This is a genomic window from Ruminococcus sp., from assembly GCF_045129435.1.
Lineage (GTDB): Bacteria > Bacillota > Clostridia > Oscillospirales > Acutalibacteraceae > Ruminococcoides.
The window spans coordinates 1-3,196 of sequence record NZ_JBGVJL010000202.1 but is presented as its reverse complement, the minus strand read 5'-3'; the positions used below and the strand labels follow the sequence as shown (position 1 = coordinate 3,196).

General features: G+C 32.6%; 3 protein-coding genes. All 3 read right to left on the bottom strand.

What is annotated here, in order from left to right:
- The coding region (locus ACJMMI_RS10215; protein ID WP_405355435.1) for a polysaccharide pyruvyl transferase family protein at positions 1 to 985 on the bottom strand (985 nt) is incomplete at its 3' end.
- The gene (locus ACJMMI_RS10210) at positions 978 to 2,291 is read right to left on the bottom strand and encodes an O-antigen ligase family protein (protein ID WP_405355434.1); all 1,314 of its coding nucleotides are present in this window, start codon (positions 2,289 to 2,291) and stop codon (positions 978 to 980) included. The genes ACJMMI_RS10210 and ACJMMI_RS10215, both read right to left, overlap by 8 nt.
- 21 nt (positions 2,292 to 2,312) lie before the next feature.
- Positions 2,313 to 3,196 (bottom strand): glycosyltransferase (locus ACJMMI_RS10205; protein ID WP_405355432.1); only part of this gene is annotated, 884 nt, incomplete at its 5' end.

The following is a 3,196-nucleotide window of genomic DNA, read 5'->3' as shown; positions in this document are numbered from 1 at the left end:
TTAGACCTTCCCCTATTTCTCTGTTGGTTATATTGAGGCTTTTGAGTAATTCCTCAGAGCGAATATTTCTTTTAGTAGTGGTATTAAGTTCCATAATAAGCTTTTTATGATAAATAATTGAGAAAGCAGAGCCGTGAAATGAATTTGTAACTACATATTCGGCATTTTTAATTAAACTTACAAATTCATTGTGAGATGCAGGCTTTAAATAATTAATGCCATTAATAGGTAAATGCTTGTCATTCAGATAGTACACTGGCATATTTTTTTCTTTGCCGAGTTTAACTGCATATTCAATCATTTTTTTCGGCTTTAATACATTAAAGAGAAATATGTAAGGCCCGTTTATAGGTGCTTTTACAGTGATTTTATCCCATTCTTTAGCTGTAAGCAACAGCGTAGGGTCAATATTCACTTCAGCATTTTTGCCTGTAATATCATGCACAAGTTCAGCACCGCTTTGCTCACGAACAGAATAATGCTGAAAATCAGAAAGCAACACTTTATATTCTGCAATTTTATCATCCGGGATTGCGGTTGTACCAAAGCTTGCAGCATATGAATATTTCTGCTCAGATTTAGCAAAATCAAGAAAATAGGTTTTATCAAAACCGACACATGTTGGACTCCATACCTGGTCACTGCCGGCAATAAAAAAGCTGTAATCGTCTGAAATATTATTAAGAGTATTTCTTGTTACTGGCTTTGAACATTTTAAAAAGTTATTCTGAAATTCTTTAGAAAGACGCAAAGAATTCTTTTTGTTTTTAAGCTGCAAAAGTGAGCCGACAAAAGATTTAAGTCGCATACCTTTTACAACTCTTATAAGCTTTTTATAATGTTTATTCATATATTCACATTGATAATCAATAATTTCATTATCAATGTTATTTTGAAATAAAAACTGTTGGAGAGCATAGCTCTGAAGTATTGCACCATAGCTGAGTGCATTATGGAATGTAACAATTCCGGTCTTTTTATTCATTAATTTTTCCTCCACGAAGCAAAGATCTATCTTTAATTTTTAATTCATTTTTAACGGATAGCATCATTGCCATAGCAGTAAACCACATAAATATCTGCTCTTTCATAAATAAAACATTACCGGAAATGCAGTATATAAAGAGCATTGCTTGAATGTAGAAAGAGAACATTAATATCATTTTTGACTGCTTATCTATTTTCTTAGAAATCATTAGTTTTATAGTCATTATTAATGCAATAACGAGGATGCCGAAAATTAATACAGCACCTATTATGCCAGTTTCACCCAGAATTTCATAGTATGTATTGTGGCCATAGTAATTCCATTTTGCACCATCATATAGGTAACCATGGTCATATGCATAATCATTATAAGCACCAAAACCAAGACCGACAATTGGGCTTTCGGCAAACATCATAAAGGAATATTTCCAAAGATTTCCTCGTCCGGAAAGCGGGTCATAATAATCTTTATCTCTGTTACCGAGCATACGGTCATACATAACCGACATCTGTGGAATAAATTCAGACATTATGAGTATTGCACACACTCCGAGCAATGCTATTGCAACAAATTTTGCAACTCTATGCTTGATGCTTGACATAAGCATCATTATTACGAAAAGAAGAATAGGAATTAAAAAAAGCATTCGCTTACCGGTGAGAATTAAGGCAATTAAAAATAATCCAAGCTCAATAAAGTCGATAAGTTTGCACTTAATTCCCGAAAAATACTTAGCAAAAACAATAGCTATGCCAACATTCATAATAAGTGCAGCAGAGGCTTTTTCGCCTGCTATACCTGAATATGAGCCAAGCTGAAGCTCAGCGTGAATCTGATTTGACACAGAAGAATAATTCATAGGGTTTGAGAGAAAACCTAAGTACTTTAAAACAAAATCATCAATAAATACAGAAATAATAATCGTTAATGCAATTACTATTGCAAAAATTTTGCAGACAAATATAACTTTTGCCCACAAGTCTTTTGGAAAATCGACAAACAGCATTAGCGAACACACAAGATACACTATACCAAATTCAAGTGTTGTATTCATATCATACGAAGCAAAGCTTGATATACATATCATAAATGAAATGCACAGCCATACACTTGATATAAGATTAAATTTAATTACCTTTTTTGACGCTGTAAAAATAACAAACGAACCTACGGTAACAAATATCATTATTGGCAAACGAAAATGATATGGAAAATAAGTAGTTCCGCCTACACAGAGAAATGGAATAAATATTGTTAATATGAAATACCAGCATTGACGCAAGGTGATATTGCCAATATTCATTAAATTCTCCTCCTCCCTGTTTTAGGTTCTCGCAAATTTTATTACAAGTGCTTTAAAAAATTTTTTATTAATTTTCAAAGCAAACCATTTAATAAAATCGTTTTTAGTTAAGTAATTTTTGCAAAAGCTGATTTTGTATTCTCTCATAGCTTTTACAAGATCGTTATATTTATCTTTATATTCTTTTTCACAATGTGTAAGACACATAATTTTAAGCAGCTTCATATTTGAGTACACAGTATTTGCCTTTGCAAAATCTATAATTTGCGGGTACTCGTCAGCAACAATTTTTTCCATTTCATCGGCAGAATTAATTAATCCAAACTGATTTTCTGAAAATTTGCCGTTAGAAAGTGACCCTGCTCTGCGTATGTAGGTGTAAAGGCTGATGTCCTGATAACAACACGAATCAGCATATCTTAATGCGTTAAAAATAAACATTTTATCTTCATTTATGCATTTCGTTACATCAAAGCTTATGTTTTTACAAAGCTCGCTTTTAAACAGTTTTGTATATACTCCGGAATAAAGTTTTCCTGCGAAGAAATCGGACAGTACTTTATTTTTATCATTATATATGGTAATTTCTTTGGTGCCTTCATCATTGATTACTTTTCCGTCCTCAAAAACAGTTGCATATTTTACCATAGAAATCTGAGTTTTGTTATTTTCAGCAAGGTTATATAGTGTTTCGTACAAAGTCTTGTCAGGCAAGTCATCGGCATCTGAAAAGCCGATGTATTCGCCTTTTGCTACTGCAATACCTTTATTCCTTGCATTGCTTACACCGTTATTTTCTATATGTAAACAGATAATTCTGCTGTCGCTCTGAGCAAGTTTATCGCATAATTCACTACTGCCGTCTGTTGAGCCGTCATCAACAAGAATAATCTCAATTTCTTTTA